Consider the following 8,912-nt stretch of genomic DNA (forward strand, 5'->3'; position numbering starts at 1 on the left):
TGTTAGATCGGCCATCCTGTTCGGTTACATACGAAACATTAATATAAAAACCAATCCAAACACAGACATGTTTAACAAACGGTCAGAACTTGTTTAAGCTGCCATCGATTGATGAACCGATTATGTAAAATAATTTGGTAGAACTCTGATATTTTAAATCATTAAATGTTTCTAAATCTTACCATTTTGTTGTTGTTAATTAATCTCATCTATAAACACAGATTTGATGTGATAAAATTTAATTACAATTATATGTGTATTGTATTGGTGGATAAACCTTGTGTTGAATTAAGTTTTAACAAATCTAACCAACACATCTGTTCTTTCTAAACATATTTGACGATGGATACGGCTATTATGTTGGTTGTGGTCGGATGTTGTGTTAAACAAAACTGAGAATAATATCGGAAGATCTAAACAAACGTTGGTGTAATTAAACTTTCTTGTATACGAATGACAGGAAACGAAGAAAGAATTATGAAAGACAGAATTAGCTTAAGTGGGATTATTGGAACCGAACCTGTAACAAATTCAAGAGGAATACAACAAAGACTATATAATAATGTGTTATGGGGTTGTTATAACAACGAAGGAATAAAAATATCTAAACTAAAGCTTAACCTTCAAGGTTTGTTCCCATTTGACAACGGACGTTGGAGTTTGGAGTATACCAAGGTTGAAACATACGTTTTATCAAGGAATACAACAGCCTTTGATTTAGATCTTGAGGTTATACAATATCGATCTCATACAAAAATGGTGTATGTGTTTCATAGATGGAGATTAAACATACCTTTAATGGTTTTACCAACACTTACAAAGGATGATGCTGTTCATGTAGATGGAATTAAAAAAACATTGATAACACAGATGGTAAGAGATGATTCTGTTGTGTTTGATCAACAAAACGGAGTAATTAATCTGACAACAAAGAGTTTAAAACATTTGATAATCCATGGATCAAGAATAAAACATGGTGATTGTAATTCAGATTTATTTTCGACTATGTTAGTGTTTAAATCAAAATATTCTCATCTGCTTAGAAATATATTAGAATCAAAACTGTTGGTTTTCTACAAAACAAAGTGAAGATACCTGCGTTGGAACAAAACAAGTTCAGATATGAACGGTTGCGTGTATGGTCGAAGGAGATTATTAAGACAAACAAAAGAGATGGTCGGATGTTGTAGCAAAAACAAGGTAGTATGTGCCGGTGTTGTTACTAATCAATTCTGGCATGTAATTATTAATATGGGTGATGAATTAGATTTGGCCATAAATCCTGTGGTAAAACAGGTTGGTGTTTTAAGGGTTGTAGAGGTGTTGAAACCGTTGGATTTAAAATTACTTAGAAACATTGGTAAGTTAATAAGCTTAAATTTATGTTATAGAAGTGATATAGTTCCCGAAAATATTAGGGATGTGTACTTATCTTTAATCGGAAGATGTTCATTAAATGATATAACATGTTGTGACCAAAGTTTTGGATTAGATCTGTTAACAAAGAGGGATTTAATCTTGGTTTGAGCTAAACATGTTATTAAACACACGGATCTTGGACCGATTAATTGTGATATTAAAACAATAAAAGGTAGCGGTGATTATTTAATAGATATTGTTAATAACTGCTTAGCAAGTATGTTGAATTCATGGGTTGAAAGCCAATCATTGGAGGAACTGAACGAAGAATTCACAACCGATGGCAACAACATGGTTATCAGTTCTCTTTTAACATCTAGTAAACATATACAAAAACGTGTAGACAAATATTTTAATTCATCGAGTTTTTGTCAATATTTAGATCAGGTTAATAGTCTATCTGAACTATGTCATAAACACAAGTTAACATGTGTAGGTGAAGATGGATTGACATCACAAAATGTTGATAATTATGTAAGAGATACAAAAACTTGACATTTTGGTAAGATATGTCCGATTGATTCTCCAGAAGGTCAGAACATTGGTTTAATTTTATCATTATCGACCTATGCCAACGTTGATGTCAGCGGTTGTATAATAACCAGATATTTCAAGGTTTACAACGGATTGGTCAGTAACAACGTTGTGTACTTGAATTACTACGATTGTAAGAACCTGAAGGTTGCCATATCGCATTGAAATGATTCAAAAACTTGGATCTTATGTTTATACCGAAATGCTACAGTAGTGGTTGAGAAGAAATTTGTAGATTTGAGTTTAATAACCGAAGCTCAAGTGTTTTCACCTGCCGTTTGTTTGATTCCGTTTCTCGGACACAACGATCCAACAAGGGTATTAATGGCAGCGAACATGTTGAAACAAGCCATACCGTTGTTGAAACCGCAGGTTCCCTTAATTGGAACTGGAGAAGAACATACCATCATGCAAAACACACGAGCTAACGTTACAACACGCAACGATGGCATGGTAATAAGTGCTGATTCTAGTAAGGTTGTTGTTTATGAATCTGATCGATGTAAACATAGAGTTTATATCTTACCAACAATAAACAAATCGAACCAAGAAATGTGCCAACGAGTACGGACGGTTGTTAATCCTGGACAGATGTTAAGATCAGGAGATGTTATTGCCGAATGTCAATCAAGTTGTAATGGACAAATGAGTTTAGGTGCTAACCTGTTGGTAGCGTTTATGTGTTGGCATGGTTATAACTTCGAAGATTCGGTAATACTATCGGAGAATGTTATTAACAAAGGTATCTTTGATTCACTTCATATAATAGATCTTGAAACAACGGTCATGAAGACCGAACATGGTGATGAATGATTGAGTGCTGATATAACTGGAATACCAATGAAGTATCGAAGATGTTTGGATTCCAACGGGATAGTTAAAGTGGGTAGCAACGTTCGAGAGGGAGATGTGTTAGTAGGCAAGTTAGTTCTAAGGAAGGATATACACGATGAAGATGGAGTGTTTCTGAAGGTTGGCATGGGCGTTGGTTTAAACAAATCACACAGCAATGATGGTAACAGAAACACCATAGAGGTTAAATCGGATCAAACGGATGACTTAGGCAATAGTGATAAAGCAACTGTTGGAAGTGGGAATGATAAACTTGATGGAAATGGTTTAATTAAGAATATAGGAGATAATAATATGGGTTATAACATTGATGGGATAGATGATGGTGATGGTAAAGACGAATCTAATGGTCAAACGAGTAATGTTTCTCTTAGAGTACCGAATGGGATAGAATATGCAACAGTTATGGAAGTGGAGAGAGTGAAGCCAAACGAAGGGAGGGATGGTTATGATGGAGCATACGAAGAGTACTTGTTTTATCTCAATGTTGCAACCAAAAAATATATTAAAAGATGTTCAGCTTTATCATGGGGAAATATGATTGATTATTTCTCAGTAAAATCATCGTTCATATCAGAGGATAAACATATTCAAAAAGGATTAGACCTTTTGTTTAAACATTATCTGAGTTATATAAACAAAATTGGTAATGAATTACTCAAAAAGATTACCAAACGTTTGAACAGTACTGATCCAAACGATGGATCGAAGGTATTAGAAGTTATTAAAGTTAAACTACTTGTTAAAAAATCAATTAAAGTTGGTGATAAGATATGTGGAAGACATGGTAACAAGGGTGTGATATCAATGATAGTTCCGAAGGAGGATATGCCATTCATGGCCGATGGAACACCGATCGATATTATCTTAAACCCATTAGGAGTACCATCTAGGATGAATCTTGGTCAGATATTGGAAGCCAACTTTGGTCTGATTAGTTATAAATTGGGATTAGAATTTAAACATGTATTGAATATGTACAACAAAACAAACAACGACCATGTTTTGGGAATGGTAATACCAAAGCTTACGGAAATATATCCGAACATTAAACATTTAACAAAAGAAACCATTCTGACGTTGTTAAACGAGTTGTCTAATGGTGTATGAATATCCTGTTCTTTATTTAATTCTTCTGTTAACCAAGATATTAAAATGTTTGACAAACGGTTGTTTATACCCGATTTAAACATAAATGGACATAATGGCCAGCTTCAACTATACGATGGTGTTACTGGGTTGGCTTTAAGGAACAAGACCACCGTTGGTATTATATACATGTTTAAGTTAAATCACTTGGTGGTTGACAAAATCCATGCCAGATCAACAGGACCATATTCGATTGTTGTACAACAACCTCTTAAGGGTAAGTCACATAAAGGAGGACAAAGGTTGGGTGAAATGGAGGTATGGGCGTTGCAGAGCTACGGTGTTGCTTATTTTCTAAGAGAATCAACAACGGTCAGATGTGATGACATGTTGGCAAGAAATGAGATACAACAAAACATACTGCATGGCAATTTAAGGTACAAAGCATATCAAAATGAAGGTATATTTGTTTTAATTAAAGAGTTGTTTGCTATGTGTATAGATATAAAGTTAACTGACCAATAACGTTGTAAGGTTTTAACGAACACATGTTAAACATTAAATTTGAAATAGCATCACCAGAAACTATACTGTCTTGGTCATATGGGGAAGTATGCAATAGCAATTGCTTGGATGAAGGTGGGAAACCGATTATGGATGGTCTGTTTTGTCCAAAGATATTCGGATCAAGGAACAACAACGAGTGTTTATGTAAAACACCAACGTTAACCCAATCATTTGATTGTATGGTATGTCATGTGTGTTTGAGTGAAAACAAAACAAAACTACGATCAAGGTTCGGACATGTTAATTTGGCAATACCCGTTGTTCACACATTGTTTTACAAGACAATGCCAAACATCTTGGGATCGTTATTAAACATGGATGTTGGGATAATTCGGGATTTAATCGGATGTAAACTTCATGTCATCAAACGATGTGATACACAGGAATTCGAAGATGGTCAAATTATATCGACGGAGGTATATAGACGTTTGTGGAAGGAGAAGGGAAGTTATGAGGTTGTATCCAGTGGTGTTGCAATTTTGTTGTTATTGTCGAAGGTACGGTTGAAAACGGTCAAACAGTTCTTAATCGATAGTAAGTGTAATGTTAAATCTAGAGAAATATTAGAAGATATAGATAAGAATATTGAGGTAGTGGATGGGTTTATTAACAACAAAGTATCATTGGATCTAATGGTGATAAAGGTCTTACCTGTTCTGCCTGTTGAGTTAAGGCCATCTGTGGTTTTAGATGGTAACAAATCAGCAAGTTCTGATTTAAATGAACTATACAAAGGTATTATTAATGCCAATAATGTGGTAATTGCTAACATAGAAGGACAACGAGATGGTGTAACTGATTTCGATGAGTATGTTATGGCATTAGAACATTTACAAAGAAATGTTGATAGTTTGATAGACAATTCTCAAAGTTTAGATGAGCCAGTGGGTTACAACAACGTTGCATTGAAGTCGTTGACTGAAATGTTGAAGGGGAAGGGAGGTATGTTTAGGCACAACATCCTAGGTAAGAGGGTAGATTATTCAGGTAGGAGTGTGATAGTACCAGGACCGGGTTTATCAATAAACGAATGTGCAATACCAAGATCAATGGCAGCTGAATTGTTCAAACCATTCATTCATTCTAAACTAATGTTGGAACATAAGGTCAGATGGAACAAAGATGTAACGTATCTGTTGGATTGTGATCATCAAATGGTATATAAAATTTTGGAAGAAATAGTTAAGTATTGTCCGGTGTTGTTAAACCGAGCTCCAACGTTGCATAAGTTAAGCATGAGGTCGTTTTGAGTTAAGTTAACCAATGAAAAAGTTATAAGATTACATCCGTTGGTATGTACAGGTTTCAATGCTGACTTCGATGGTGATCAAATGACGGTACATGTTCCGCTTAGTCAAAAGGCCAGAATCGAAGCTACAACGTTGTTAATGGCTGGAAACAATGTGCTGCATCCGGCCCATGGTGATCCATGTGTTTTGCCATCCCAAGACATGATCCTTGGCCTGTATTACATGTCGTTAACATCATCGGAACAAACGAACATATGTTTTACATCGTACTCTGACGTAATCGCAGCTCTAACACACAACAAAGTTGGTTTACATACTAAAGTAAAATTCACAGTAATTAAGAACCATATACGGATTATATTATTTACAACACCAGGTCGTTTGTTGATATCGGAACTAATACCAAACAAGTGTAATTTTATTTATGAATGGAACTATCCCGGATTTGGTAAGCAATTTGTTTATGATGTTATCGAAATGGTAAACAAAACCTGTGGATGGCAACAAATGGTAGTGTTTTGTGAACGTTTAATGAAATTGGGATTTAAATATGCAACACAGTCCGGTCTATCACTGTCAAGGTCTGAATTCGATACTTCAGATTACAAAAGTGGTCTTCTGAAACATGTTCGATCAATTATAAACAAATCGTGATCAAACGTTTCTAACAAAAACAAACTTCCAATGTTTTGACCGATATGACACAAAATTTTGGCTAATGTTTATGATAATATAGATTTAGAGATATATGGCAACAGTTTGAACCAAACATCGATACAGACGATTGTTAATTCAGGTGCAAGAAGTACATTATCACAAACACAACAGCTGCTTGGTTCAAGAGGATATGTCATTGACTTCAATGGCCAACGAAGTAGGATACCAATTTTGAATTCGTATAACGAAGGTTTGAGTTTAATCCAATTTTTCTGTTGTACATATTCATCTAGAAGGGGATTAATGGATACTGTGTTGAAAACCGCAAGCTCCGGTTATCTCACAAGAAAACTCGTTGAATCAACAAGGGAATGAGTGATAGATGAGGCAGATTGTTTTACTAAGGATGGCTTGTGTGTTGATCCTGTTATTGATTTAGAATTTATTAAGAACAGATTAATTGGTAGATATTTAGTAAAGAATATACTTTCAAATGGAAGAATAATAGCAAGAAGAAATGAGTTAATTACTACTACAAACATAAGTGAGATATTAACTTGTTGTGGTAATCAATTGTGAATTAGATCTCCGTTGACATGCCAAGCAAAATCCGGTGTTTGTAAACTCTGTTATGGGACAGCATTAAGCAGTGGAAATATGGTTCAATACGGTGAGTCTGTTGGTGTTTTAGCAGCTCAATCAATTGGTGAACCCGGAACACAACTAACGTTGAGAACCTTTCATGGATTAACTGAAACTGAACACAACAAACACTCACAAAATTTCGGAGGTTGTTTATTGTCACCATTATCAGGTGTTGTTAAAATCGAACATCTTTCATGTGTTTGTTCACACAATTGTGATATAATTGTAAGCACTTCCAAGTGCATTTTGTCCATTCTTCGAAACACCCATAAAATCTGAAGTTATAAATTATCTCGAGGTACTTGTTTGTTGGTTAACAATGGCAAAAATGTTAACATCGGTGAAGTTTTATGTTTCAATTCCATCGGATCAAACAACATCCTGGTTTTAACTAACGGTATTATAACCTTTGAAGATTTAAAATATGGATTAAACCTAAGCAAATCTTGTAACCATCCTTCTAATTTGGTTAAAAGAAGTATTAAAACAAAACTATTAAACAACAAAATTCCACTTGTTTGTTTGAACACCGGAACACATATAAAATTATGTTGTCCATCTGTTTGAGATAAAGTTTATTGTCTCGTTAAACCTGGTTCAGATGTAAACATATTTGATATACTCTTTGAGGTGGTGGTTTGTTGTGGGGATGATAGTAAGCCAACGTTGGTCGAAGGTTTTGAAAGGTTATCGAGGTTGTTTGATAATAGTATTGCAGAAGATAATGCCGCTGTTATATGTGGTACTGATAGTGTTATGAGATATAACACAGATGGAAACGGTGATAAAACGTTTGTTATTGATCCAGTGAGGATGGATGAATGGCCATTGGTATTCTCTGATGTATATATTAAACCACTTGTTGGTAACAACGAAAAAATGAAACAAGGTAGAGTTGTAATACCCGGTGAAAACGATCTATTGAATTATGCCGAAACGTATGGTTTTAACAACTTTTATAATTATTTTGTTGGAACAGTTCAAGAGATTTATAAACAACAGGGGATAAATGTTAATGGTAAACATATTGAGATGATTTTAAGGCAGATGATGAACATTATAAGCATATCTGATTCAGGTAATTCTACCTTAAGTGTTAATAAGCACTATGATTGACAGGATTTTGCTAGAATTAATCGATATGTGGATACATTAGCTGGAAAAGTTGCAGCTGGCAGAAGGAAGATAGTTGGGGTGACCGAATGTTGTACGAACATGAACTCAATACTATCAGCAGTTTCATTCCAAGGTTCCATCAAAGCTATTCTCAAAGCTATAATATCTGGTAATGACTATAAAATAACTGATATAAAGGATAGAATTATATTAGGTAAATTACCATTGGTTGGTACAGGTTTCATAATGAATAAGACACAACGAAAACGTTATTCTGATGATCGGTAGTTAGCCATCAAGGATATTCAACGATGGATTAACGGAAACTACATATAATATGTTATATGTTTTTTGTAATACTTACACCGATCACTAACAACAAAATTGGATCAAACGACCTGATCTTTAACGGATGTTGGTTCATAATCGTTGTTTGTTAGAATCAGGTTAAGATTACTTGAAACAGGATGTTTGGTATTGTTATATCAATTACACATGTTTATTATTCGAATTGTAGTAATAACAAGTTTGATATGAGTACATTATTGAAAAGTTTAATACAATTTATGCTTAAATATGGTTGAATTAACCAAGGATTGAAGTTGGTCTGTAATTAGCCAATCCATAATTAACACGAACAGATCACAACGTTGTGTATGTTTTGTTGTTGTAAGTGGGTAGTTTATTACAGGTAATAACAAGTTCAGATTTCATGATAGCCGTTCAAACACACAAACAACATGGTATTGATTACGACATGCCAATATCTGATGATGTAATTAA

The 8,912-nt window shown here is 34.3% G+C and carries 2 protein-coding genes; both read left to right on the forward strand.

What is annotated here, in order from left to right; all coding sequences use genetic code 4:
• Window positions 1-453: 453 nt before the first annotated feature.
• Window positions 454-4,419, forward strand: coding sequence for a DNA-directed RNA polymerase subunit beta (locus MAGTDC_RS01695; RefSeq protein WP_146656789.1), 3,966 nt, complete (start codon window positions 454-456; stop codon window positions 4,417-4,419).
• A 23-nt stretch (window positions 4,420-4,442) separates the two neighbouring features.
• Entirely contained in the window at window positions 4,443-8,417 is a 3,975-nt protein-coding gene (locus tag MAGTDC_RS01700; RefSeq protein ID WP_146656790.1) for a DNA-directed RNA polymerase subunit beta', read from the forward strand.
• Window positions 8,418-8,912 lie beyond the last annotated feature (495 nt).

Source organism: Candidatus Hodgkinia cicadicola (assembly GCF_002774925.1).